The following is a 25,015-nucleotide window of genomic DNA, read 5'->3' on the forward strand; positions in this document are numbered from 1 at the left end:
TCATGCGTTTGCCCTGTGAAGAATACCTAAAATTAATTAGAATTATTCTTATAAAATGTATATTTGTACACACTAACGAAAACGTTTTCTTAAACGTTAATAATCTAATCATCATGTCACAAAGTATTGCCAATTTTATTGAAGCGGTTGCGAAAAAAAACCCGAACGAGCCGGAGTTTATGCAAGCAGTTATGGAAGTTGCTGAAACAGTAATTCCTTTTATTGAAGAAAATAAAAGATACCAAAACAAAATGCTTTTGGAAAGAATGGTCGAGTCAGATCGAATCATCATTTTTCGAGTAGTTTGGATTGATGATAAAGGAGAAACTCAGGTAAACAGAGGATACCGTATCCAGATGAATTCGGCCATCGGGCCATACAAAGGAGGAATTCGTTTTCATCCTTCGGTAAATTTAAGTATTTTGAAATTTCTGGCTTTCGAGCAAACTTTCAAAAACAGCCTAACCACATTGCCTATGGGTGGTGGAAAAGGAGGAGCCGATTTTGAGCCAAAAGGAAAATCAGACAATGAAGTGATGCGTTTTTGTCAAGCATTTATGACGGAACTGTCTAAACACATTGGCGCAAATACTGACGTTCCTGCCGGAGACATTGGTGTTGGAGGAAGAGAAGTTGGTTATATGTTTGGTCAATACAAAAGATTAAGAAACGAATTCACGGGAGTTTTGACCGGTAAAGGAATTTCTTTTGGAGGATCTTTGGTTAGACCCGAAGCAACAGGATATGGTGCAGTGTATTTTGCACAAAGTATGTTGGCTACAAAAGGAGATAGTTTTTCAGGAAAAACAGTTGTTGTTTCAGGTTCTGGAAACGTGGCGCAATATGCGGTTGAGAAAGCAACCCAACTGGGAGGCAAAGTAGTCACAATGTCTGATTCTGCAGGATATATTCATGATGCAGATGGAATTGATGCAGATAAATTGTCCTACGTAATGGAAATTAAAAACGAACTAAGAGGCAGAATTAGTGATTATATCACTAAATATCCTAATGCAAAATATATCGCAGGAAAACGTCCATGGGAAGTAAAATGTGATGTTGCATTGCCATGTGCCACTCAAAATGAATTGAACGAGGACGAAGCGAAAATGCTTGTTGCAAACGGTTGTATCTGTGTAACCGAAGGAGCCAATATGCCTACCACACCAGACGCCGTAATTGTTTTCCAAAAAGCAAAACTATTGTTTTCTCCAGGAAAAGCATCAAATGCGGGAGGAGTTGCAACTTCAGGACTGGAAATGTCTCAAAACTCTTTAAGATTGAGTTGGACTTCCGAAGAAGTAGATCAAAAATTAAAAGAAATTATGCTCAACATTCACGCTTCATGTGTAAAATATGGATCAGACTCCAATGGTTATGTTGATTATGTAAAAGGAGCGAATATCGCAGGATTTGTTAAAGTGGCTGATGCCATGCTGGCTCAAGGAGTAGTTTAAAGAACCTTATTCTGGCTATTTCCAAAGGAGATGGAGTTAAAAATAAAATGCCTTCTTTCGTCTCGATTCTTCGGGATTGGATTGGAGGCATTTTTTTGTGTAACAAAAATCCATTACTTTCGTTTGCACTATATTTGTGAACTGGAATTGATGTAAATAATGAAAAAAGGGCTTCTGTATTTTGTGTTTCTAATTACGATGCAATTGAATTTTGCCCAAAACAACCTGTTGTGGCAAGGCTATTTTTCCTATAATGATATTAAGGATTTATCAGTATCACCAACAAACATTTTTGCAGCTTCCGAAAATGCGTTGTTTTCCAAAAACACAACGACAAACCAGCTCAAAACGACCAATACCATCGATGGACTTTCGGGCCAAACAATAGCGTCACTGTATTATAGTGCATCATCCAATAAAACACTTGTTGGATACGAAAATGGGCTGATGACAGTAATCAACGAGGCCGATGGCAGTATGTTAAACGTGGTCGATATTGTCAACAAACAACTTCCTTCAAACATTAAAAAAATCAACCATTTTATGGAATATAAAGGGATTATTTATGTTTCCTGTGATTTTGGAATCGTTCAATTCAATCTGGCCACGATGCAGTTTGGGGACACCTATTTTATTGGTGATAATGGAGCTGAAATAAGTGTTACGCAAACCGCGATATATAATGGATCTATTTATGCGTCTACAAACAATGGTATCAGAAGGGCTGATATTTCCAGCAAGAACTTAATCGATTATGGCCAATGGGAACAAGTTGCTTCCGGGAGTTGGTCAAGCATTGAGACTTTCGACACAGAACTTATAGCCATAAATACTTCGGGATATATCCACAAATTCAATACGACCTCCAATTCTTTTATTGGATATTTGGCCCTTTCACAAGCTGCTGTCGATATGAGAGCGACCGGTAATTATTTAATAATAACCACACCAGCCAGTGTGTATGTTTACAATACTCAAATGGCATTGGTACGCCAAATAGACAGCAACCAAATTCCGGAGGGCAATCCCAGTTTTACCTGCGCAACAAGCATTGGCGATGCACTTTATATTGGCACAAAAGAAAACGGATTGATAACCACCACAATTTCGACGGCTACAACTTTTGAAAATAGTACTCCAACTGGACCTTCAAGAAATAATATATTTGCGCTTCAAACTTCTTCTATCTCGCTCTGGGCCGTCTATGGCGATTATGACGTTTCTTACAACCCGTATCCATTGGACAGTTATGGCATAAGCAAATTCAGTGCAACGGGATGGTTGAATATTCCCTACGAAAAAGTATTTGGGGCCAAATCAATATCCAGAATTACCGTGAATCCCAATAATGAAAACGAAGTTTATGCCAGTTCCTTTTTTTCGGGTTTGCTAAAAATCGAAAATAACGAACCCACATTTTTGTATAATCAATCCAATAGCGGACTGGAATCATTAACATTTTCTGGTCCAAGTTACATTGATGTTAGAATAAACGAAGCCGCATTCGATAAATCAGGAAATCTTTGGGTTACCAACAGCAGAATAAAAAACGGGTTAAAAGAATTAAAAACAGACGGACAGTGGCAAAGTTTTTCTATGGACAACATTCTGGATTCAAGTGAAGACAACAGTTTTGGAAGAATGGCAATCGATAAAAATGGCACAAAATGGCTAGCCACAAATCGGGATGGTGTCATAGGTTTTAATGAAAATAGCAATAAATTCAAAAAAATCACGATAGGTACTGGCACTGGAAATTTACCCATTGCAGATGTCAGGGCAGTTGCAGTAGATAACAGAAGCCAACTTTGGATAGGGACGACAAAAGGATTACGAATATTGCCCAATGTTAGCAGTTTTCAAACCGAAGACCAATTGAAGACCAATTCCATAATTATCTTGGAAGATAACCTTGCCCAAGAATTACTGTACGAACAATTTATTACTGATATTGTTGTCGATGGAGCCAATAACAAATGGATTGGCACAGCAGATTCCGGTGTGTTTTTGGTCTCCCCAAACGGACAAAAAACCATCTATCATTTCACGATAAACAATTCGCCATTGCCGAGCGATATTATAAATGACATTGACATCAACAGCGCAACGGGTGAAGTTTTTATAGCCACGGCCAAAGGTTTGGTTTCTTTCGAGGGGACAGCAACGGCGTCCAGTGATGATTTGAGCAATGTATATGTTTACCCAAATCCTGTGCGACCAGAATATGAAGGAACCGTGAAAATTACGGGATTATTAAACAAAGCCAATATAAAAATCACGGATATTGAAGGCAATCTGGTTTATGAAACCACTTCCGAGGGCGGAACAATAGAATGGGACACGACTGCTTTTGGGAAATATAAAGTAGCGTCGGGCGTGTACATAATTTTTGTTTCGGCACAAGACGGAGTGGAAACCAAAGTAAAAAAAGTAATGATAATTCGATAAAATGGTTTGTTGTTTTGAGTTTATGGTTTGTTATTCCAACCTGAAACTTTAAACTTTAAACTTTAAACTAAAATATGTTAGTAAAAACCAAAGCCATCGTAATTTCATCCATAAAATACCAAGAGAAAAGCTTGATTGTAAAATGTTTTACGCAATCACACGGCTTAAAATCCTATTTTGTCCGCGATGCTTTTTCCTCCCGAAAATCAAATCAGAAAATTGCTTATTTCCAGCCGTTGACCATTCTCGAAATCGAAGCTGTTCACAAAAACAAGGGAACCTTGGAGAATTTCAAGGAAATTAAAATTGCCACTCCGTTTCAATCCATACATTCGGATGTTTTCAAAAGCACGATCGTGATGTTTATTTCCGAAATTTTGCACCATTCCATTCACGAAGAAGAAAAAAACGAACACCTTTTTGCCTTCTTGGAAACGGCGTTGCAATGGCTCGACAATCACGATGAAACCGCTAATTTTCATTTGATTTTAATGCTGGAAATTACGAAATATTTAGGGTTTTATCCTGATATTTCCGAAATGGAATTCCCTTTTTTCGACACAAATGAAGGTGTTTTTACACCATTTCACGGCATCGGTTCACTAACCGAACACGAAACTACCCTCTTTAAAAAACTAATCAATTTGAAATTTGACAACGACCAGAAAACCTTTCACGTTATCGAAAGGCAAATCGTGTTGAAAATTTTGATTGATTACTACAGCGTTCATCTTGACGGATTCAGAAAACCAAAATCCTTGGAGGTTCTGAAAGAAGTTTTTTCTTGAAAACAATTCGCCACAAAGACCCAAAGACGCAAAGTTTAAGTTTAATTTCTGCCAAGTGAAATATTCAGATTCTTTTTCATTCAATATTCATAGGTTCATTTCTATCACATATTGAAATTTTGATTTTATTCTTTTGAAACTTTGTGTCTTTGGTTCTTTGTGGCAAACAAAAAATCGTGAAATTTGTGGTCAATAAATCAAAATTCCTTACTTTCGCACCACGATTTAAGAAAAGGATAAAATGAGCATAAAATTTACTGAATACAAAGGACTTAACTTGCCAACAGTTGCATCGGAAGTGCTTGATTTTTGGAAAAAAGAAAACATATTCGAGAAAAGTGTAACCACCCGTGAAGGCAACCCACCATTCGTTTTTTTTGAAGGTCCGCCTTCGGCAAATGGATTGCCGGGAATTCACCACGTGATGGCACGTGCGATTAAAGATATATTTTGCCGTTATAAAACCCAAAAAGGATTCCAAGTAAAGCGTAAAGCAGGTTGGGATACTCACGGTTTACCAGTAGAATTAGGTACCGAGGCAGCATTAGGCATTACCAAAGAAGACATTGGAAAAACAATTTCCATCGAAGAATACAACGAAGCCTGCAAAAAAACGGTCATGCGTTATACCGATGCGTGGAACGATTTGACCGAAAAAATGGGCTATTGGGTTGATATGGAAGATCCATACATTACCTACAAATCCAAATATATGGAAAGTGTTTGGTGGCTTTTGAAACAAATCTACAACAAGGATTTGATGTATAAAGGCTATACCATCCAGCCGTATTCTCCAAAAGCGGGAACGGGATTAAGTTCACACGAAGTCAACCAACCGGGAAGTTATAGAGACGTTACGGATACCACGGTTGTGGCTCAATTTAAGGTTATTGAAGAGCACAGAGAACTATTGTTTTCTAAATTTTATGATTACATCACTTCAAAAAACTTACAACACTACAAATTAGAAGTCTTAGATTTAGAAGAAATCTATTTTTTGGCATGGACAACAACGCCTTGGACATTGCCAAGTAATACGGCTTTGACCGTTGGTCCAAGAATCGAATACGTTTTAGTAAAAACATTCAATCAATATACGTTCCGACCGACTTCAGTTATTTTGGCTAAAAATTTGGTTGGTAAACAATTTTCGAAAGGATTTTTCGAAAGTACTGAACCATCTGATTTTGAGAATTTCAAGGAAGGCGACAACCTGCCTGCCGGCAAGGCGGGAAAAATACCGTATCAAGTTCTTGCAGAATGCAAAGGAGCTGATTTAGTTGGAATTCGTTACGAACAATTATTGCCATTCGTTTTGCCATACCAAAATCCAGAAAATGCTTTCCGAGTGATTTCAGGAGATTTTGTTACCACCGAAGACGGGACTGGAATTGTACACACGTCTCCAACATTTGGTGCAGATGATGCGAAAGTGGCTAAGGAAGCAATTCCAGAAGTGCCGCCAATGTTGGTTTTGGACGAAAACGGAAACCCAGTTCCATTGGTAGATTTGCAAGGTAAATTTATTCAAGGTTTGGGGAGTTATTCTGGGAAATATGTAAAAAACGAATATTATAATGAAGGTGAAGCGCCAGAACGCTCAGTAGACGTTGAAATTGCCATTCAATTAAAAGAAGAAAATAAAGCCTTCAAAGTAGAGAAATATGTACACAGTTATCCACATTGTTGGAGGACGGACAAACCTATTTTATATTATCCGCTGGATTCTTGGTTTATAGAAATTACTAAAGTTCGCGATCGTATGTTCGAATTGAACGAAACCATCAACTGGAAGCCAAAAGCAACCGGAGAAGGTCGTTTTGGGAATTGGTTGAAAAATGCCAACGATTGGAATTTATCGCGTTCTCGTTTTTGGGGAATTCCATTGCCAATTTGGAGAACCGAAGAAGGCACCGAAGAAATCCTTATAGGTTCCGTGGAAGAATTATACAATGAAATCGAAAAATCAATAGCGGCAGGTTTCCAAAAAACAAATCCTTTCAAAGGTTTCGAAATTGGAAATATGGACGAAGCAAATTATGATTTAATTGACTTGCATAAAAATGTAGTCGATGAAATCACCTTGGTTTCTGCTTCCGGAAAACCAATGAAACGTGAAGCTGACTTGATTGACGTTTGGTTTGATTCCGGCGCAATGCCTTATGCACAATGGCATTATCCTTTCGAAAACAAAGATAAAATAGACGAAAACAAAGATTTTCCTGCTGATTTTATTGCCGAAGGAGTGGATCAAACACGCGGTTGGTTTTATACTTTACACGCTATTGCAACTTTGGTTTTCGATAAAGTGGCTTATAAAAACGTGGTCTCCAACGGTTTGGTTTTGGATAAAAACGGACAAAAAATGTCTAAACGTTTAGGAAATGCCGCCGATCCATTCGAAACATTGAATGAATATGGTCCAGATGCCACCCGTTGGTATATGATTTCCAACGCGAATCCTTGGGACAATTTGAAATTTGATTTGGAAGGAATTGCCGAGGTTCGTCGTAAATTCTTTGGAACATTATACAATACCTATTCGTTTTTTGCTTTGTATGCCAATCTCGATAATTTTAAATATGCCGAAGACGAGATTCCGTTAAACGAAAGACCGGAAATCGACCAGTGGATTATTTCTGAATTGAATACTTTGATAAAAGTGGTTGATGATGCGTATGCGGATTATGAACCCACAAAAGCGGCTCGTGCGATTTCGGAATTTGTACAGGAAAATTTGAGTAACTGGTACGTTCGTTTGTGTCGTCGTCGTTTCTGGAAAGGGGAATATGCACAGGATAAAATCGCGGCATATCAAACCTTATATACTTGTTTATTGACCATAAGCAAACTAGGTGCGCCAATCGCCCCGTTCTTTATGGACAAGCTTTACAGAGATTTAATTTTGGCAACACATACCGAAAAATACGATAGTGTACATTTGGCAGAATTTCCGGTTTCAGTTGAAAACTTTGTTGATAAATCGTTAGAGAGCAAAATGCAGAAAGCACAGACCATTTCATCGCTGGTTTTATCCCTTCGAAAAAAGGAGATGATCAAGGTGCGTCAACCACTGCAAAAGATAATGATACCAATACTTGACGAGGGTCAGCGTGCTGAAATTGAGGCGGTTTCCGACCTCATAAAAGCGGAAGTTAATGTCAAGGAAATCGTACTTTTGGACGATGCTTCCGGGATTTTGGTGAAACAAATTAAACCGAATTTCAAGGCACTTGGACCACGGTTCGGAAAAGATATAAAGTTGATTTCCAATGAGATACAACAATTTTCTCAAGAACAAATCAACCAATTGGAGAGAGAAGGAAGCCTAATGCTTGTTATTGCCGGAAATAGCATAATTTTATCGCTGGAAGACGTTGAAATTTCTTCGCAAGATATTGAAGGCTGGCTGGTTGCCAATTCAAACGGAATAACGGTTGCGCTGGACATCACGATTTCGGAGGAATTAAAACAAGAAGGAATTGCCAGAGAATTAGTCAACAGAATTCAGAATATAAGAAAAGATTCGGGATTTGAAGTAACTGATAAAATTAAAGTACATTTGCAAAAAAATTCAGCTTTAGAAAAAGCTGTAGAAGCAAATGAAGCATATATTAAATCGGAAACGTTAACGGAAATATTGGTTTTTGAAGACACTATAATCAACGGAACCGAAATAGAATTCGACGAAATAAAAACAAAAATATCAATTACAAAATAACTAGAAAATGGTAGACGAAATTACAAGATACTCAGACGCTGATTTAGCCGAGTTCAAAGAGCTTATCCTTAAAAAAATAAACAAAGCACAGGCAGATTTAGATTTGATCAAAAGTGCCTATATGAATGATTTAAATAACGGGACTGATGACACTTCGCCCACATTCAAAGCATTTGAAGAAGGAAGCGAAACGATGTCAAAGGAAGCCAATTCACAACTGGCGATTCGTCAGGAAAAGTTTATCCGTGATTTGAAGAATGCACTTTTCCGTGTAGAAAACAAAACCTATGGCGTTTGCAAAGTGACAGGAAAATTAATCAGCAAAGACAGATTAATGATTGTTCCTCACGCCACGATGAGTATCGAAGCAAAAAACTTGCAACGATAATCCCACTCTTGCCATAAAATAATTAACGCTCCGTTTGGGGCGTTTTTTTTAGAAAATAACATTACTTTTGCGCCATTAAAATTTAATAAAATGACATTACGAAAAGCCTATCTACTTATTTTTATCATATTAATTGTGGATCAAATTTCTAAAATATATATTAAAACTAATTTTGTTTTAGGTGAAGAAGTCAACGTTTTTAGTTGGTTCAAAATCCATTTCATCGAAAATGAAGGAATGGCTTGGGGAACCGTAATTCCGGGAGTTTATGGCAAGTTATTCCTGACCCTGTTTAGATTGGGTGCCGTTGCGGGAATTGGCTATTGGTTATGGGATTCAGTCGAAAGAAAACACAGTTCAAATCACTTGGTTATAGCCATTTCATTAATTCTTGCAGGAGCATTTGGCAACATAATAGACTCCGTTTTTTATGGAGTTATTTTTGATGACAGCTACGGTCATTTGGCCACTTTGTTTACAGACAAACCTTACGGCACTTGGTTTTACGGAAGAGTTGTCGATATGTTTTATTTCCCGTTTTATCACGGAAATCTTCCAAGTTGGTTACCTATTTGGGGCGGAAAAGAATTTACTTTTTTCAACGCTATTTTCAATGTTGCCGATATGGCCATTTCCACAGGAGTCGGAATTTTGATAGTTTTCAATAAAAAAGCGTTTCATCATCATCATTAGGAGTTGATTTATTTGTTCAAAAACAAATTCTCAATTTTTTGCAAAAAAAAAGACCTATTTCAGATAAGAAATAGGTCTTTTTTTTTATTTATTATGTCCAGGAGCATATTTTTTGGCGCTTTTGTCTCCATTGATTTTTTTAGCTTGTCCTGGGGGAAGACTTTTTGATTTATGTGTTCCCATATAAACGTGACAATTTGATGTTGAAAAGGCGAATAGAATAGCCAAAATTATCATTCCAAATCTAGATAACTTAAATTTTTTCATAAGTTTGTAAGTTGTTGAGAATACTAAAGTACGCATTAAAACCGATAAACCTCATTTGCTGTCACGCGATAATCTAGGAAAGTCCAATTTTTAGATAATTAAAGAATTGAATTTGAAGCCGCCATTCGCAACCGTGATTATTTTACAACGTATTTTGTTTTATTGAGACTTCCTATACTTTCCAACAGCTGCAATTCAATTCCTTTTTTCAAATCCCTGCTTGCCGTTGCCGAGGACAAATCTTTGAAAACATTCATATAATCCCTTCTCGTAAACTCGGTTAAACCAAGGCTTACGAAGTGTTCCAATCGATCAATGTCTTTTAAAACCCTGCTGTTGTAATTAAGCAAACCTTCCAAAGAGGTGTTAATAACGGCAAGCATATATTCAATAAAAAAAGTTGATTTCCCTGATTTGTCACTCATTGCCAATGTAGTATAATAATCATTTTGCGTTTGACTAATCAATGTTTCGAAGGGTAAAAACTCAAAAACGGGATATTCAGACATTAAAATCAGGGTTTGCCACAACCTTCCCATTCTCCCGTTGCCGTCGAGAAATGGATGAATAAATTCCATTTCATAATGAAAAACACAGCTTTTTATTAGCGTCAATTCATCTGGATCTTCAAGATATTCGAATAAGTCTTTCATCAGATAAGGAACATTTTCGGCTGGTGGAGCAATATGTTCCACTTTCGTCCCTTTGACAATTCCAACTCCTTGTTTCCTGTATTTTCCAGCACCGACAATTAATCCATCCATTAATTCCAAATGTGCTTTTAAGAAACTTTTGTCAGACGAAAATGTATATTCATTCAGCTTTTCATATACTTTAATGGCATTTAGGACTTCCAAAACGTCTTTTTCGGGACCAATAACTCTTTTGTTTTCGATTAAGGCAGTGATTTGTTCTTCGGTCAATGTGTTGCCTTCAATTTGTAAAGATGAATGAATCGTTTTTATTCTATTCTGTTTTCGAAGTTGCGGAGATTGCTTACTCAGATAATTAGCATTCACTTCTCCTATTTTTTCAGAAATAGAACGAATCAGTTTTAATATTTTCGGGCTTACGTCGTAAGGAGGCTTCATTGATGCTATCATTTGATAGCATCAAAAATAGTTTTTTTTATTGAAATGTCCAAATGGTATTGGTGTAGTTCTGTATGTATGATGAAATTATATAATCAAAATTGATAAACCCCATTCGGCGTCACGCAATAATCCAGTTTCACGTCATTTTCAAAAACATCGTCAATAATTGCTGAAGGTTCAAAGAAAGAAAGCCCAATTTTTATGGTTTCCGGCGTGCATTCCGTCAAGAATTTGTCATAAAATCCTTTGCCGTAACCGGTACGATGGCCGGTCTTGTCAAAAGCCAAAAGCGGTACAAAAACCACGTCGATTTTGCTGGTTGGAACTTCCAGTCCATCAACAGGTTCCGGAATATTGTATTCGTTTTTCTTGATTTTGGTATTGTCCGTCAAAAGGAAATGAGTCATTTTTCGGGTTTCGAAATCACTTTTTGAGACGATGATTTCCTTATCTTTTCCTGAAAGCAAATGCAAAATGAACTCGGTGTTGACTTCTTTATGTTCGGTAATGGGAAGGAAAATATGGAAATAGGTTTTATCCCAAATGGGAAGTGTCAGTAATTTATTGGCAATAGCCAAACTCAAATCTTCGATTTCAGCATCGCTCAACTCTTGCCTTTTGTTTTTATACTTTTGCCTTAATTCCTTTTTAAGCATGAATCGTCGCTTTCAATTCGTTTATAAAAGAGGTCAAATGTTGCACTTCGACGTGATCCATAAGCACAATTTTGTACCATTTATTGTCTTTATTATGCTGTTCGGGAACCAAATCAAATTTTTTGGCAATTTCTTCCGGAATATATTCAGAATGAATGGTTACGATATTCATAAAAGGCTCCCTGAAATATTTGATGTTCAATTCGTCCAGTTCGTGGCACAAAAACTGGGTTCGCATTTGCAAAACGCTCACTTTTTCGAACCAGCCAAAAGGACCATACGTAAACAAAATCATCCAAACCGCAACGGCATTCGCACCGGAACGACTTCCGCAAAGGGTTAAATCCATTCCTTCGACATATTCGGCCTCCTTGGTCAAAACGTTTTCAATCAGACCTTTTCTGCAGATGAAAATACCCGTTCCATAAGGCGATTGCAGCACTTTATGGGCATCGATGGTGATGGAACTTATCTTTGGATTACTGAAATTAATGGTGGATTTCTGGTTGCTAAACGGATACACAAAACCGCCGTAAGCACCGTCAATATGGAGTTTGTATTCGGCATCGTGTTTTTCCAGAATCGAAGTGTAATCTTCGGGATTGTCAACCGAGCCGAACATTGTCGTTCCCATATTGGCAACGACGATAAAATATTTTTTTCCGTTTTGTTTCGCTTTAATGATCTCGTTTTCTAATGCCATTTTGTCGATTTCCCTTTTTTCGAAAGAAACAGGAATTTTTATCCAATCCAACATCAAAATATTGGCTCCTTTCGGGATAGAATAATGCGTGTCTTCGGAAGCTAGAATGGCGATTTCGTCTAATTTAGCCCCTTTTTGGTACATAAAAAAGTTGCGATACATCCAGATGGCTTGAATGTTGGCCTCGGTTCCGCCAGGCGAAATATAACCGTCAATCGAGTTGGGTTCGGCTTTGAAAATATCAACAGCAATAACGTTCAAAACTTCGCGTTCCATTTCCTGCGTTCCCTTGAATGCCTTTTCGGAAGTTCCCAAAGTATGGCAGCCAATATGGTTGGGATTGGCCACGTAGGTTTTCAACGTAGGGGCATCTTGCAAAAAAGGCGCATCATCGTAAAACACTTTCCCGTCCAGTTTTGAAGCGGGATAACCAAGGGAAGCGTCTTTAGAAAAATTCACGTTTTCGTCCAATGCTCTTTGTATTCTATTTTTTCGTTCTTCTTGCGAGAGTTTTTTCCAGTAAATCATTGCTGAATTTTTTTGACAAAGATAATTTTATAAATTATTATAAATGGGATAATTTTTTGAATTTGCTTTATGCCAATTTTAAAGTTAAATTTGTTTGAATTAAATCCTTGTCCTTATGGAAGAAATCACAAAAGCATTGGAACTTAAAAATGAATTGGACACTTTACGTCCAATTGATAAAGAAAAGGAAGCAATCATAATGCAAAAATTTCGTTTGGACTGGAATTATCATTCCAATCATCTTGAGGGAAATTCGCTTACTTATGGCGAAACCAAAGCTTTGATTTTATTTGGGATTACCGCCCAAGGCAAACCTTTAAAAGACACATTAGAGATTACAGGGCATAACGAAGCCATTAATTGGGTAATAGATTTGGTTAAAGGAGAACGTCCTTTAACAGAAAATTTCATCAGGGAATTGCACACGCTTTTACTCAAAGAATCCTACGAAGTCGATGCCATAACGCCTGACGGAAAACCAACAAAAAAGAGAATAAATGTAGGGACTTACAAATCATCTCCCAATCACGTAAAAACAAAAACGGGAGAAATCTTTTATTTTGCAACACCTGAAGAAACACCTGCAAAGATGTTTGATTTGCTGAATTGGTATAACCAAAAAACGAAAGAGAAAAACGTTAATCCAATTCTTGTTGCGGCTGAATTTCACTACCGTTTTATTAGAATTCATCCTTTTGATGATGGAAACGGAAGAACAGCCCGAATCCTGATGAATTTTATTCTGATGCAATTTGGTTTTCCGCCAGTAATTATCAAAACCGAGGATAAAGCCAATTATTTTGCCGCTTTGCAACTCGCCGATGCTGGAAATATTGAGGCTTTCATCAATTATATCGCCGAAAATTTGGTTCATTCTCTCGAAATTATGATAGCTGGCGCAAAAGGGGAAAGCATTGAGGAGGATGATGATTTGGATAAAGAAATTGCTTTGTTGGAGCAAAGGTTGAATTCTTTTGAAAAAAAAAACATCCCCAAAAAGCACACTATAGACAAAACCTTTATAGAATATTTTGTTTTTTCGTTAGCGGAGAAATTTTTTAACGCGAACTTTAAATTTGATAAATTATATGAAGAGAATAATTTTTATATTCAGTTAGGCAACAAAATATACTATTTAAATGATGTGACTTATCTCGAATTTTTGAAGACTAATTTTGATAAAATTTTTGAAGATAAAGAGTTTGTTTTTGAGTATTCATTTAAAAATCTAAAAAAATTAAAACTGAACGAATCTTATTTTTTTATCAAAATCGAAATAAAATTTTTAACAGATTATTTGCGTATAAAATTAAATGACAGAGACATTGTTCAAATTCCTTATCAGAAAAACAAAACGGACAAAGAGATTGAAAAAATAATGAAAAATGAAATCAAAAGGCACAAAGAATTTATTGAAAAAAAAATATCAGAACTTGAAAGAAGTGATAAAAAATAATCTGTGAAAATCAGTAAAATCCGTTTCATCTGTGGCTAATTTTTGAATGTCAATTGCAATTGCAAAAATCAATATCAATTTAGAAAATCGCTAATCTGCAATCATATTGAGATTGCTTCGTACCTCGCAATGACAATGAACATCCCGACTCTCGAACTTCAAATTCAAACCTTGCCTGACGGTCCCGGCGTATATCAATATTATGACAAGGAAGGCAAGATTTTATACGTGGGCAAAGCCAAGAATTTAAAAAAAAGAGTTTCTTCTTATTTCAATAAAATTCACGACACGGCCAAAACCAATGTGCTGGTCAAGAAAATCGTGACCATAAAACACATCGTCGTTCCCACCGAAACCGATGCACTTTTGCTGGAAAATAATCTCATAAAAACGCTTCAGCCACGATACAATGTATTGTTGCGTGATGACAAAAGTTATCCTTGGATTTGCATTAAAAAAGAGCCTTTTTCTCGAATATTTTCCACCAGAAGAATGGTCAAGGACGGTTCGGAATATTTTGGCCCTTACACGAGTTTCAAGACCGTGAATACCATTTTGGAACTGGTAAAAGAATTGTATCCGCTGCGAACCTGCAATTTTGATTTGAGTAAATCGAATATCGAAAGCGGGAAATTCAAAGTATGTTTGGAATATCATATCGGCAATTGCAAAGGTCCTTGCGAAGGTTATGAAACTTTGGAAGACTACCAAAAACAAGTGGATGCCATCCGTGAAATCCTGAAAGGGAATTTCAAGGAAAGCATGAAAGATTTCAAAAAGCTGATGATTGATTTAGCTCGGGATATGCATTTTGAAGAAGCCCAAAAAATCAAGGAAAAAATTGAAATCCTCGAAAATTACCAGTCGCGTTCCACGATTATCAATCCAAAAATCACGAATATTGACGTGTTTTCGATAGTTTCTGACGAAAGTGCCGCCTATGTAAACTTTCTGCAAATTTCCCACGGCTCGATTATACGATCCCACACGATGGAAATCAAAAAGAAACTGGACGAAACCGACGAAGAATTGTTAGAGTTGGCGATAATAGAACTTCGGGAACGTTTTCAATTATTATCTAAAGAAGTTATCGTTCCATTTGTAGTTGATTTGGGCGAAAACATAAAAGTTACGGTTCCGCAACTGGGCGACAAAAAGCAAATTCTGGATTTGTCCATTCGCAACGCCAAATTTTACCGAATCGAACAATTAAAACAACTGCAAATTGTAGACCCAGACCGCCACGCCAATAGAATTATGGCACAAATGCAGAAAGATTTACGATTACCCGTTGAGCCTCGGCACATAGAATGTTTCGACAATTCGAACATTCAAGGAACCAATCCCGTGGCGGCTTGCGTGGTTTTCAAGGACGGGAAGCCCAGCAAGAAAGATTATCGCCATTTCAATATAAAAACAGTCGAAGGACCGGATGATTTTGCCTCGATGACCGAGGTGGTGTATCGCCGTTACAAACGATTATTGGACGAAGAACAGCCTTTGCCGCAACTCATCATCATTGATGGCGGAAAAGGACAATTGTCATCGGCGTTGAAAAGTATTGACGAACTGGGTTTGCGAGGAAAAATAACGGTAATTGGCATCGCGAAACGACTGGAAGAATTGTTTTACCCCGGCGATTCCGTTCCTTTATATTTGGACAAAAGATCGGAAACATTGAAAATAATTCAGCAGCTTCGCAATGAAGCCCACCGTTTTGGCATAACACATCACAGAGACAAAAGAAGCAAATCGGCGCTCAATTCTTCGATTGAAAGTATTCCGGGAATTGGCGAAAAAACGATGCTCACGTTAATACAACATTTCAAAAGTGTTAAAAGATTGAAATTAGCCACAGAAAAAGAAATTTCTGACGTTATAGGTATATCAAAAGCCAAAAAAATTACCGACTTTTACAGAACCAATAACGAGTCAAAATGAAAAAATTTGCACTATTCATTTTTCTTTTTTTTACTTTCCTCACGTCTTTTTCACAAGACGCCGTTAAAAGACCCAAAATCGGGCTGGTTCTTAGTGGCGGTGGCGCTAAAGGATTTGCACATATTGGTGTTTTAAAAGTTTTGGAGCAGGCAGGCATCAAGATTGATTATATTGGCGGAACGAGTATGGGTGCGGTTGTTGGCGGACTTTACGCCTTTGGGTATAGTGCCAATCAAATAGATTCTATTTTTAAATCAACCAATTTTGATAAATTGCTTCATGATTTTATTCCTCGTTCCTCCAAGAATTTTTACGAAAAAAGGAATGATGAATTGTATGCAGTTGTTTTACCCTTTAATAAATTCAGGATTGGGGTTCCAGAGGCATTGTCAAAAGGGATGTATAATTTTAATTTACTGAGTTCGCTAACACGAAATGTAAGACATATAAGAGATTTTAACAAATTAAAAACACCGTTTTTATGTATCGCCACAAATATAGAAACGGGTGAAGAAGTTATTTTGAACAAAGGGAATTTAGCTCATGCCATGATTGCAAGTTCGGCATTTCCTTCTTTGTTTTCACCTGTTGAAATGGATGGAAAACTACTAATTGATGGAGGTGTGGCAAATAATTATCCTATAGAAGCGGTACGGAAAATGGGTGCTGATATCATCATTGGGGTGGACGTTCAGGATGGTTTATTTGACAGAAATGATCTAAGAGAAGCTACGAAAATATTGGGTCAAATTTCAGCTCTTCAAACCATAGAAAAAATGAAGATGAAAATAAAAGATACAGATGTTTATATAAAACCAGATATTAAAGACTATGGTATAATATCATTTGATAAAGGGCAAGAGATTATAAAAAAAGGAGAAGAAGCTGCTTTTGCAGTTTATGAGCAGTTAAAAAAACTAGGAGATAAAGAAAGTTATAAAAAAAATAATTTAAAAGTATCTAGTGACACTCTTCAAATAAAATGTATAAACATAAACAGTTTAAACAATTATACACAATCCTATATAAAAGGTAAACTGCCTTTTAATGAAGGGAGTAAAATCACCTACGAAGATCTGAGAAAAGGAATTGACAATCTTAATGCGACCCAGAATTTCAGTGTGATAAATTATTCATTGGAAGATAATAATTCGATTGATGATTTAAAGTTAGATTTGGTTGAAAATACAAATAGAACATTTTTAAAATTTGGCTTGCATTACGATGACTTATTTAAAAGTGGAGTTCTTGTAAATCTAACCCAGAAAAAGACTTTTTTTAAAAATGATATTGCCTCATTAGATATTGTTCTTGGGGATAATTTCAGATATAATTTAGATTATTATATAGACAATGGGTTTTATTTGAGTTTTGGTTTTAAATCTCAATATAATCAATTTAATAGAAATGTGGCTAAAGAAATAGGGGGTCTGAATATAGGGCCTTTGGCAATAAGCACCATTAATTTAGATTTCTCGGACTTAACAAATCAAGCCTATCTCCAGTCACTATTTGCACAGAAACTCCTAATAGGGGCAGGAATTGAAGTTAAATTTTTAAATATAGCGTCAGAAACATTGACTAACGCTGCGCCTACAATCGACAAGAGTGATTACGAAAGCGTTTTTGGGTATGTGAAATATGATTCTTTTGATAATAAATACTTTCCAAAAAAAGGATGGTGTTTTTCAGGAGATATTCAATCCTATTTAATTTCTTCAAATTACACCAATCAATTCAATCCTTTTTCTATTGCAAATGCTGATTTTGGGATAGCTACGACAATTTTAAAAAAAACCACGCTAAAACTTCAAGCAGGTGCTGGTTTTTCATTTGGAGATGAAAGCGTGCCTTTTTTTAATTTTGTTTTGGGAGGATATGGATACAATACCCTAAATAATTTCAAGAATTTTTATGGCTATGATTTTTTGAGCATATCGGCTAATAGTTATATAAAAACGACTGCAACCATTGATTATGAAATTTTCAAAGACAATCACTTAAATTTTTCCGCCAATTTTGCCAACTTGGAGAATAATCTTTTTCAAACAATGAATTGGATTTCAATCCCAAAATATTCTGGCTATGCATTGGGCTATGGTTTAGAAACTATAATTGGTCCCATAGAGGTTAAATATTCTTGGTCGCCAGAAACTTCAAAGGGATATACCTGGTTTAGTGTTGGCTTTTGGTTTTAATTTAGATCAATAAAAATCCCACTATTTGTTATAGTGAAAACAAAATGGATAGGATTATTAGAACATCTTCAATTTCTCATCAAGAGAAATCCTGAGGGAGTTTTCGGGTTTTTAAATCGTATTCCGAGAGATAGATATCGGGACTAAAATCGTAAATCTAAAATTTTCAAAGATACCATTATGCCACAAATTGTGAAATTTTCCGGTCTTTGATGACGAACAAATTCCCGCTGAATATTCCGCATTAATGAGTGACGGAAATGGCAGAATAAAATTTCCAATCGACGAAAACCCGCAAAAGGAAACAAACGTTCTCAAATAGAAGAATATTTAGATTTTCATGAAGGTTCAAATATGCGACATATTGTCATTGAGACTGATGGATATGATGCACGAAGATTTAGAAACAATCTAAAAACTCACCATTTTGGTCATGCAGATGAAGACGGATGCATATTGCAAATTTCCATAAAACTGATTGAAGACAGACCGGTACTCTTTTTTTGAAATTATTCAACGAATGGAGGCAAAGGGTTTTGGGGCAGGCAATTTCAAAGTTCTTTTGGAATCTGTAGAAAGGGAGCAGCAATTGAGGGGAACACTATAATAACACATTTTTTTTATACAATGTGAAAAAATAATTAACAATCGACATACGCGTTTGCAAATATTGTGTTAAAGTATGTTTTTAGTTGAATTACCCTTGTTTTACTGATTATCTTTGTGCCTGAAAAACGGAGGGGGTGGTTTCCTTCCTAATTTCTTATAAATTTCATAATTTATAATTTTTTTGGTTAGTTAATAGCATAAAAACTCAGTCATTATTTGACTGAGTTTTTTTGTTTTAATATATTTGGAACAAAATTTGCATTTGCAGTCAATAAATAGTCTAATAAAGCAATGAAAAAAATAATTCTATTACTTATATTTATTACAACGGTAAGTTTTGATTCCCAAAAAGGAGATGCGTATGATGTAGGCGAATGGTTTAAATTTCGAATACATTATGGTTTTGTAAATGCAGGTTATGCAACACTGGAGGTTAAAGAGGCCTCTTTAAACAGCAAAAAAGTTTTTCACGTTATTGGTAGGGGGTATACCACGGGGATGTCCAGATTTTTTTTTAAAGTAGATGATTTATACGAAAGCTACATCGATAAGGATTCTAGAAATCCATATCAATATATTAGAAAAATTGATGAAGGAGGATATACCAAAAACCAAGAAGGATTTTTTAATCAATCAGAAAATAAAATTTTTGTAAAAGATTATAAAAATAAAACGGAAAAAACACTTGATATCCCGAAAAACACACAAGACATTATGTCATCCTTCTATTATTTGCGAAATTATCCAAATATTGATAAAATAAAGCCGGGCGAATCCGTTTCAATTGATATGTTTTTTGATGATGAAACAACAAAATTTAAGTTAAAGTTTTTAGGTCGTGAGGATATTACAACTAAATTTGGAGTTGTTCCGACAATGGTTTTTAGACCTTTGGTTCAATCCGGGCGTGTTTTTAAAGAACAGGAAAGTTTAACGGTTTGGATTTCGGATGATGACAATAAATTGCCTGTTCGAATAAAAGCCAGTCTCGTCGTAGGATCTATCAAAGCAGACATAGAGGGATTCAAAGGACTAAAATATCCGTTTAAAATAAAAATTGTTGAATAATTGTGGAAATTACACAATGATTTTTTTGGAATTATAGAATGAAGAAGAAATATTACATTGAAAAAGAAAAATAATTTAAATGCATAACATACACACTTTTAAAAAAACACTACTACTTATAATCGTTTTTATTTCATTGGTTTCTTGTAAACAATCGGAAACTGTGAGCATAATCCCAGATCAAAAACCGCAAGCTGAAATAGAACAATTCGGATTTAAATCCAATGATTTTAATGTTTTAAATGACACGATACAAAGCGGAGACACCTTTGGAGGTATTTTAGAAAATCAAAATCTTGGTGACAAACAAGTCTATGATATTTTGGAAAAAGTTAAAGACAGTTTTAACATAAGAACCGTAAGAATAGGAAAGGCATTTACTTTATTAAGATCAAAAGATCGATATAAAAAGTTGCAGGTCATTGTTTACCAGCCTGACAGGGTGAATTATTATGTTGTCGATTTGAGAGATTCAGTGATGGTTTACAAAAAAACGAGACCAATCCGGATAAGACAAAGAACAATTTCCGGAAAATTAGACGGCTCTCTGTCCGAAGCATTAAGCAAGCAAGGAGTTGATGCGGCTTTGGCCAACAAATTGACAAAAGTGTATGCCTGGTCCATCGACTTTTTCAAGTTACAAAAGGGAGATAAGTTTGGCATCACCTTTACCGAAAGGTATATTGACGACACCATTTATGACGGAGTTGACAGCTTAAAAGCGGCATTTTTCGAGTATAAAGGAAAATTAATTTACGCCTTTCCTTTTGCCCAAAATCAAACTTCAGGAAAACTCGATTATTATGACGATCAAGGAAAAGCACTCAAGAATTTTTTCCTTAAGGCCCCACTCAAATTTGTGAATATTACCTCGCATTTCACTTTACACAGATTTCATCCCGTACAATTGGTCTGGAAAGCTCATAAAGGGACTGATTATGCTGCGCCAACAGGAACTCCGATTATGACAACCGCGGCAGGAATTGTGGAACAAACGGGTTATACAGCCGGAAACGGAAATTTTGTAAAAGTAAAACATGATAGAACGTACTCGACACAATATTTACACATGTCAAAAATCTTAGTCAGAAAAGGGCAAAGAGTTGCTCAAGGAAGCATCATTGGAAAAGTAGGAAGTACGGGACTGGCAACAGGACCGCATGTATGTTATCGATTTTGGAAAAACGGAGTACAAGTGGATGCCTTGAAATTAAAATTGCCTAATTCCCAACCTATGGATAGAAAAAATTTGCCGCGATTTTTGACTCAAATGAAGCCATTGAAAAGAGAATTGGACAGCGTTGCCAATTTATAGTTCAAAAAACATAAGTTTTATTTAAAGCTTCCAGCCTTCAAAACGCTGGAAGCTTTAAATAAAAAGGAATGAATATTTACAAACTAATAGTGTAAATTTGTATTTCAAAAAGAATAACCAATTAACCAAATACACGAATCAATATTATAATGGCATTACAAAATATAAATCCGACAACAACATTAGCTTGGCAAAATCTTCAGAAACATTTTCAGGAAATGCAAAATGCTTCCATGTCAGCAATGTTCAGTGAAGATAACACTAGGGCAACTCAATTTCATTTGCAATGGAATGATTTCGTAGTTGATTATTCTAAGAATATCATCAACCAGAAAACAATTGATTTGTTACTTGAATTGGCAAATGAAGCACAATTGAAAGAGGCAATTGCCAAATATTTTGATGGCGACATCATTAATCAAACCGAAAATAGGGCAGTTTTGCATACCGCTTTGCGCGCAACGGCAACATCTAGCATAAAAGTAGATGGTAAAAATGTGGTTCCGGAAATTTATGAAGTAAAAAACAAAATAAAAAACTTTACCAACGAAGTTGTTAATGGTGACAGAAAAGGTTTCACGGGAAAACCATTTACAGACGTTGTCAATATCGGAATTGGTGGTTCAGACCTTGGTCCGGCCATGGCGGTCGAAGCTTTGCAGTTTTATAAAAACAATCTAAACATTCACTTTGTGTCGAATGTAGATGGGGATCACGTAAATGAAATTATTAAAAAGTTAAATCCGGAAACAACTCTTTTTGTTATTGTTTCCAAAACATTTACCACTCAGGAGACCTTAACTAATTCGGAGACCATAAGAAAATGGTTTTTGCAATCAGCAAAACAAGAGGATGTAGCTAAACATTTTGTGGCGGTTTCAACCAATATTAAAAATGTAACCGAATTTGGTATAAACCCCGAGAATGTTTTCCCAATGTGGGATTGGGTTGGCGGTCGTTTTTCTCTTTGGAGTGCCGTCGGTCTTTCGATAAGTTTGGCCGTTGGTTTTGATAATTTTGATGAATTATTAATTGGAGCAAACGAAATGGACAACCATTTTAAAACTGCCGATTTTGACAAAAATATTCCTGTTACCTTGGCTCTGCTGAGCATTTGGTATAACAATTTTTTTGGATCTGAAAGTGAAGCGTTAATTCCATACACGCAATATTTGCAAAAACTGGCGCCATATTTACAGCAAGCCACGATGGAAAGCAATGGCAAAAGCGTTGGACGAGATGGAAAACCGGTAAATTATCAAACGGGAACAATTATTTGGGGAGAACCCGGAACCAATTCCCAGCACGCCTTTTTCCAATTAATTCATCAAGGGACGAAGTTGATTCCAACGGATTTCATTGGATTTGTGAAACCATTGTACGGAAACGAAGACCATCACGACAAATTAATGTCGAACTTTTTTGCGCAAACCGAAGCATTATTGCACGGAAAAACAAAAGAACAAGTTCAAGCCGAATTTGACAAACAAGGACTGTCCGAAGAAAAAGCGAAATTCCTTTTGCCATTTAAAATATTCAGTGGAAACAAACCCACGAACACTATTCTAATACAAAAATTGACGCCAAAGTCATTGGGTTCTTTGATCGCATTATATGAACACAAGATTTTTGTGCAAGGAATTATTTGGGATATTTTTAGTTTTGATCAATGGGGAGTTGAACTTGGCAAACAATTGGCCAATTCAATTCTTGAAGAAATACATTCTAAAAAAGTAAATCCTCACGATAGCTCAACCGAGTTTTTATTGAATCACTTTTTGAAGAATAAATAAAAAATATTCCTCTTCTCAATCACAGTTTATTCAATTGTAAAGAGGTCTTGATTTTGAGGAAAACATAGCTTGTAATTCAGGACGGGACACATATAATATTTAAAAAGGTATTCTTGATTTGAGAATACCTTTTTTTATACTTTTTTATTTATATTTGTTAAAACAAAACTTATTTTATGTACGAATTCATTCAAAAACTTCATTCTGGCTGGGCTTATTTAGCATTTTTATTATTGGTAATTGCCGTTGTCAATTCGCTTATTGGATTATTTTCCAAAAAAGAATTTACCGAAAAAGACAGAAAAATTGCGCTGTTTGGTTTGGCTACAATACACACCCAATTATTGATCGGATTAATTTTATATTTTGTATCGCCTGCAGGTTTTGCTTCTTTGGGGCAAATGTCTGACAAAGCATTGCGTTTAACGTCACTGGAGCACCCATTAATGAATATTATTGGGATTACCCTGATTACAATTGGATGGATGAAACATAAAAAGTTGACAACGAGCGAATCAAAATACAAGACTTTTTCCATTTATTATGGTTTGGGATTAGTGCTTATATTGAGCAAAATTCCTTGGGGATTGTGGTTCTAAAAAAAATTAAAAGTCCTTTTCAGGACTTTTTTTGCTTAGGTATGATTTTTGCTAAATTGAATTAAAAATGAAATAAATGAAAAATATTTTCACACTTTTTCTTTCCATTGTAATTGTTGGTTTTGCCAGTGGTCAAGCTCTAACTAAAGAAAAACAAAAATCTTCGATAAAAAAAGATACCGTCCAAAAAAACAAACCGCTGGTTGCAAAACAAGATAAATCTCCGTCATTAAAAGACACTGTCAGTAAAAACAAGACACTTGTTATACATCAAGAAATTGTTTTGGATACTTTATTTGTCGAAACGGGAAAATTAAAGCCCTATAAAAAAGAAGTTCACGCTTCCTATTATGCCGACAAATTCAATGGAAAAAGAACCACGAGTGGAAGAAGATTCGATAACAACAAATATACGGCAGCACACAAAAAACTGCCTTTTGGCACAAAAGTAAAAATCACCAATTTAGCCAATGAAAAATCGGTAATCGTCGAAATTATCGATAGAGGTCCATTTGTGAAATCACGAGAAATTGACCTTTCCAAACGTGCCTATATGGAAATTGCCAAAAACAAATCAGCGGGAGTAATGATGGTGAAAATTGAACTAGTCGAATAATAATTAGGGCCATTTTGCATAAGGATGGCTGCTCAAATAGGAATTATAATACCTATTGTCATTGGTAACTTCTTTGCCAAGCCACGATGGTTTTTCGAAAGTTTCGGTTTCTGAACCAAGTTCAATTTCGGCAATAATCAAACCTTCATTTTCGCCATAGAATTCGTCAACTTCAAAAATGTGATTACCTATTTTTACCTCAAAACGGGTTTTGTCGATAACGCCTTTTTCGCACAGGAGCAATAATTTCTGGGCTTCGTCAACAGGAATTTCCTTTTCCCATTCAAAACGCGAAATCCCCGATTCATTTGAGGCTCCTTTTATGGTCAGGAATCCTTTATCTCCTTTTATTCGGACACGAACTGTGCGTTCCGGAACAGAGCTCAAATAACCTTGTGCAATTCGGTTTTGGGCAAAAGCTTCTCTTTTGAAAGCGTCGGAGGTCGTGAGAAATTTCCTTTCTATTTCTATCATTTTTTTTGGGAGCTTTTTCCAGCTTTCCGTTTCAATCTTTTGTCACGCAAAAAAGCGTGACAAAAGGATTTTCACTTCTCCCGATAGCTATCGGGACTGGGCTAGTTTTGAACTTCAAATGTATAAAAAATCTTCCGGTATCTTTGGGTAAATGTTTTTATACCATTGGTTAATATGCTTTAGTCCAATCGTTCTGGTATAAT

Annotated in this window: 19 protein-coding genes and 1 pseudogene; 15 read left to right on the forward strand and 5 right to left on the reverse strand. The window is 35.9% G+C overall.

The genetic code is table 11. The features are described from left to right. The first annotated feature begins 113 nt into the window (after positions 1 to 113). The 6 genes from gdhA to B2145_RS03755 all read left to right on the forward strand — a co-directional run bounded on the left by gdhA (position 114) and on the right by B2145_RS03755 (position 9,495). Positions 114 to 1,457, forward strand: a complete 1,344-nt coding sequence (gdhA, locus tag B2145_RS03730; protein ID WP_291098403.1) for an NADP-specific glutamate dehydrogenase — start codon at positions 114 to 116, stop codon at positions 1,455 to 1,457. A gap of 159 nt (positions 1,458 to 1,616) precedes the next feature. After that, positions 1,617 to 3,905 carry a T9SS type A sorting domain-containing protein gene (locus tag B2145_RS03735; protein ID WP_291098407.1) on the forward strand — a complete coding sequence of 763 codons (2,289 nt, stop codon included), beginning with the start codon at positions 1,617 to 1,619 and terminating at the stop codon, positions 3,903 to 3,905. A 74-nt stretch (positions 3,906 to 3,979) separates the two neighbouring features. Then, positions 3,980 to 4,693, forward strand: coding sequence for a DNA repair protein RecO (recO, locus tag B2145_RS03740; RefSeq protein ID WP_291098410.1), 714 nt, complete (start codon positions 3,980 to 3,982; stop codon positions 4,691 to 4,693). A 241-nt stretch (positions 4,694 to 4,934) separates the two neighbouring features. Continuing rightward, positions 4,935 to 8,414 (forward strand): isoleucine--tRNA ligase, encoded by a 3,480-nt coding sequence (ileS, locus tag B2145_RS03745; RefSeq protein WP_291098413.1) that lies wholly within the window; start codon positions 4,935 to 4,937, stop codon positions 8,412 to 8,414. A 7-nt stretch (positions 8,415 to 8,421) separates the two neighbouring features. After that, the gene (locus B2145_RS03750; RefSeq protein ID WP_291098416.1) at positions 8,422 to 8,802 is read left to right on the forward strand and encodes a TraR/DksA family transcriptional regulator; all 381 of its coding nucleotides are present in this window, start codon (positions 8,422 to 8,424) and stop codon (positions 8,800 to 8,802) included. 90 nt (positions 8,803 to 8,892) lie between these two features. Then, positions 8,893 to 9,495 (forward strand): lipoprotein signal peptidase, encoded by a 603-nt coding sequence (locus B2145_RS03755; protein WP_291098419.1) that lies wholly within the window; start codon positions 8,893 to 8,895, stop codon positions 9,493 to 9,495. A gap of 84 nt (positions 9,496 to 9,579) precedes the next feature. Here B2145_RS03755 and B2145_RS03760 read toward each other — a convergent pair whose 3' ends face one another. The 4 genes from B2145_RS03760 to B2145_RS03775 all read right to left on the reverse strand — a co-directional run bounded on the left by B2145_RS03760 (position 9,580) and on the right by B2145_RS03775 (position 12,743). Further along, positions 9,580 to 9,762 (reverse strand): hypothetical protein, encoded by a 183-nt coding sequence (locus B2145_RS03760; RefSeq protein WP_291098422.1) that lies wholly within the window; start codon positions 9,760 to 9,762, stop codon positions 9,580 to 9,582. A 137-nt stretch (positions 9,763 to 9,899) separates the two neighbouring features. After that, complete coding sequence (locus tag B2145_RS03765; RefSeq protein ID WP_291098424.1) at positions 9,900 to 10,853, reverse strand: Fic family protein; 954 nt, start codon at positions 10,851 to 10,853, stop codon at positions 9,900 to 9,902. A gap of 95 nt (positions 10,854 to 10,948) precedes the next feature. Continuing rightward, the gene (locus B2145_RS03770; RefSeq protein ID WP_291098427.1) at positions 10,949 to 11,512 is read right to left on the reverse strand and encodes a 5-formyltetrahydrofolate cyclo-ligase; all 564 of its coding nucleotides are present in this window, start codon (positions 11,510 to 11,512) and stop codon (positions 10,949 to 10,951) included. Beyond that, positions 11,505 to 12,743, reverse strand: a complete 1,239-nt coding sequence (locus tag B2145_RS03775) for an aminotransferase class I/II-fold pyridoxal phosphate-dependent enzyme (protein ID WP_291098430.1) — start codon at positions 12,741 to 12,743, stop codon at positions 11,505 to 11,507. Before B2145_RS03775 ends, B2145_RS03770 begins: the two co-directional genes overlap by 8 nt. A 115-nt stretch (positions 12,744 to 12,858) precedes the next feature. Between B2145_RS03775 and B2145_RS03780 the strand changes: the two genes are divergently transcribed. The 9 genes and pseudogenes from B2145_RS03780 to B2145_RS03820 all read left to right on the forward strand — a co-directional run bounded on the left by B2145_RS03780 (position 12,859) and on the right by B2145_RS03820 (position 24,338). Beyond that, entirely contained in the window at positions 12,859 to 14,199 is a 1,341-nt protein-coding gene (locus B2145_RS03780) for a Fic family protein (RefSeq protein ID WP_291098433.1), read from the forward strand. A 135-nt stretch (positions 14,200 to 14,334) separates the two neighbouring features. Beyond that, positions 14,335 to 16,140, forward strand: coding sequence for an excinuclease ABC subunit UvrC (gene uvrC / locus B2145_RS03785; protein WP_291098436.1), 1,806 nt, complete (start codon positions 14,335 to 14,337; stop codon positions 16,138 to 16,140). Beyond that, positions 16,137 to 18,338 carry a patatin-like phospholipase family protein gene (locus tag B2145_RS03790; protein WP_291098438.1) on the forward strand — a complete coding sequence of 734 codons (2,202 nt, stop codon included), beginning with the start codon at positions 16,137 to 16,139 and terminating at the stop codon, positions 18,336 to 18,338. The genes uvrC and B2145_RS03790 overlap by 4 nt, the downstream gene beginning before the upstream one ends. A 196-nt stretch (positions 18,339 to 18,534) precedes the next feature. After that, a pseudogene (locus B2145_RS03795) lies at positions 18,535 to 18,945 on the forward strand (4-hydroxyphenylpyruvate dioxygenase); the annotation flags it as partial. Between the two features lie 293 nt (positions 18,946 to 19,238). After that, the gene (locus B2145_RS03800) at positions 19,239 to 20,015 is read left to right on the forward strand and encodes a DUF3108 domain-containing protein (RefSeq protein WP_291098441.1); all 777 of its coding nucleotides are present in this window, start codon (positions 19,239 to 19,241) and stop codon (positions 20,013 to 20,015) included. A 79-nt stretch (positions 20,016 to 20,094) separates the two neighbouring features. Further along, complete coding sequence (locus B2145_RS03805) at positions 20,095 to 21,330, forward strand: peptidoglycan DD-metalloendopeptidase family protein (protein WP_291098444.1); 1,236 nt, start codon at positions 20,095 to 20,097, stop codon at positions 21,328 to 21,330. Positions 21,331 to 21,479: 149 nt separating this feature from the next. Further along, positions 21,480 to 23,123: a glucose-6-phosphate isomerase gene (gene pgi, locus B2145_RS03810; RefSeq protein ID WP_291098446.1), complete on the forward strand. Its 1,644-nt coding sequence runs from the start codon at positions 21,480 to 21,482 to the stop codon at positions 23,121 to 23,123. Between the two features lie 176 nt (positions 23,124 to 23,299). Then, on the forward strand, positions 23,300 to 23,722 hold the full coding sequence (locus B2145_RS03815) for a hypothetical protein (protein WP_291098449.1): 423 nt from the start codon (positions 23,300 to 23,302) through the stop codon (positions 23,720 to 23,722). Positions 23,723 to 23,798: 76 nt separating this feature from the next. Further along, positions 23,799 to 24,338, forward strand: coding sequence for a septal ring lytic transglycosylase RlpA family protein (locus B2145_RS03820; RefSeq protein WP_349677742.1), 540 nt, complete (start codon positions 23,799 to 23,801; stop codon positions 24,336 to 24,338). Between the two features lie 3 nt (positions 24,339 to 24,341). On the opposite strand, the gene B2145_RS03825 is transcribed toward B2145_RS03820, so the two are convergent. Beyond that, positions 24,342 to 24,812, reverse strand: a complete 471-nt coding sequence (locus tag B2145_RS03825; RefSeq protein WP_291098452.1) for a CYTH domain-containing protein — start codon at positions 24,810 to 24,812, stop codon at positions 24,342 to 24,344. Positions 24,813 to 25,015 lie beyond the last annotated feature (203 nt).

This window comes from Flavobacterium sp. UBA5153, assembly GCA_002413745.1.
GTDB lineage: Bacteria > Bacteroidota > Bacteroidia > Flavobacteriales > Flavobacteriaceae > Flavobacterium.

Bases quoted from the DNA above. Each gene is read 5' to 3' on its own strand.
- B2145_RS03775 (WP_291098430.1), bottom strand. From the start codon at position 12,743: ATGATTTACTGGAAAAAACTCTCGCAAGAAGAACGAAAAAATAGAATA.
- ileS (WP_291098413.1), top strand. From the start codon at position 4,935: ATGAGCATAAAATTTACTGAATACAAAGGACTTAACTTGCCAACAGTT.
- B2145_RS03770 (WP_291098427.1), bottom strand. From the start codon at position 11,512: ATGCTTAAAAAGGAATTAAGGCAAAAGTATAAAAACAAAAGGCAAGAG.
- B2145_RS03780 (WP_291098433.1), top strand. From the start codon at position 12,859: ATGGAAGAAATCACAAAAGCATTGGAACTTAAAAATGAATTGGACACT.
- B2145_RS03815 (WP_291098449.1), top strand. From the start codon at position 23,300: ATGTACGAATTCATTCAAAAACTTCATTCTGGCTGGGCTTATTTAGCA.
- B2145_RS03760 (WP_291098422.1), bottom strand. From the start codon at position 9,762: ATGAAAAAATTTAAGTTATCTAGATTTGGAATGATAATTTTGGCTATT.
- B2145_RS03750 (WP_291098416.1), top strand. From the start codon at position 8,422: ATGGTAGACGAAATTACAAGATACTCAGACGCTGATTTAGCCGAGTTC.
- gdhA (WP_291098403.1), top strand. From the start codon at position 114: ATGTCACAAAGTATTGCCAATTTTATTGAAGCGGTTGCGAAAAAAAAC.
- B2145_RS03735 (WP_291098407.1), top strand. From the start codon at position 1,617: ATGAAAAAAGGGCTTCTGTATTTTGTGTTTCTAATTACGATGCAATTG.
- B2145_RS03805 (WP_291098444.1), top strand. From the start codon at position 20,095: ATGCATAACATACACACTTTTAAAAAAACACTACTACTTATAATCGTT.
- B2145_RS03800 (WP_291098441.1), top strand. From the start codon at position 19,239: ATGAAAAAAATAATTCTATTACTTATATTTATTACAACGGTAAGTTTT.
- pgi (WP_291098446.1), top strand. From the start codon at position 21,480: ATGGCATTACAAAATATAAATCCGACAACAACATTAGCTTGGCAAAAT.
- B2145_RS03755 (WP_291098419.1), top strand. From the start codon at position 8,893: ATGACATTACGAAAAGCCTATCTACTTATTTTTATCATATTAATTGTG.
- uvrC (WP_291098436.1), top strand. From the start codon at position 14,335: ATGAACATCCCGACTCTCGAACTTCAAATTCAAACCTTGCCTGACGGT.
- B2145_RS03825 (WP_291098452.1), bottom strand. From the start codon at position 24,812: ATGATAGAAATAGAAAGGAAATTTCTCACGACCTCCGACGCTTTCAAA.
- recO (WP_291098410.1), top strand. From the start codon at position 3,980: ATGTTAGTAAAAACCAAAGCCATCGTAATTTCATCCATAAAATACCAA.
- B2145_RS03820 (WP_349677742.1), top strand. From the start codon at position 23,799: ATGAAAAATATTTTCACACTTTTTCTTTCCATTGTAATTGTTGGTTTT.
- B2145_RS03765 (WP_291098424.1), bottom strand. From the start codon at position 10,853: ATGAAGCCTCCTTACGACGTAAGCCCGAAAATATTAAAACTGATTCGT.
- B2145_RS03790 (WP_291098438.1), top strand. From the start codon at position 16,137: ATGAAAAAATTTGCACTATTCATTTTTCTTTTTTTTACTTTCCTCACG.